General features: G+C 42.0%; 1 protein-coding gene. It reads left to right on the forward strand.

Annotated features, from left to right (window positions below; translation table 11 throughout):
• Positions 1-325: 325 nt before the first annotated feature.
• Positions 326-817, forward strand: a 492-nt coding sequence (locus A3738_RS10755) for a fatty acid desaturase (protein WP_197473803.1), incomplete at its 3' end; no start/stop codon positions are given.

Raw genomic sequence — 817 nt, forward strand, 5'->3', positions numbered from 1 at the left:
AACCTTCCCAATAAATTCTTGTTCAAAGCGCTTAAAATGCGCAACGGAAGTCCCTTTTTCTGGCATGGCGTTGATTACTTCATCTTTGATGAGGAACTTAAAATCATAAGTAAACAGACCCACGGCAAAGCGGCTTTCCCGCAGTTTATAAAAGGGCACTTCTCAAATAAATAATGCTACGAGCGCTAAAAATCTTCTTTTTGGTAGCACTACATGGCAGATATTGACGATCTTATGGCGTGACATACTGTTCTAAATTGTCTGATTAAGACATGTAATAGACACTCCAAACGAAGCACCAAAAAAGAATAGTAATGGAGCTAATATGTCAGACGACTTAACCCAACTCAACAAAGAAGCTATCGCGTCAGCTCAAAAATACATGGGCAAAATAAGCTGGCTTACCGTCATATATACTTTTAGCGTTGTGATCGGAACAATTGCGTTTCTCTACTTCTATTCGCAAGGTGATATTCCTCTTATTCCTGCGGTCGTTGGTCTAGCAGCTTTGACTTATTTTTCTTATAGCGCACTGCACGAAGCGGCGCATGGGAACATTAACGGGAATAACAAAAAGCTTCAGTGGCTCAATGATCTATGCGGTTACCTCGCCGCACCACTTATTTCAGTGCCATACGCGTCGCACAGATATGAGCACATGACTCATCATCGACATACTAACCAAGCTGACAAGGACCCTGACTTTGTCATCAGCGGCATGCAACATGGCTTTGTATCGTTCATTAAAACCGTTCTAGTTTTTATTTGGATGCAAATCACTTACTTCGCGCGCGTAAAGTGGGATACAGCACCAACA

It is taken from the genome of Oleiphilus sp. HI0066, from assembly GCF_001635725.1.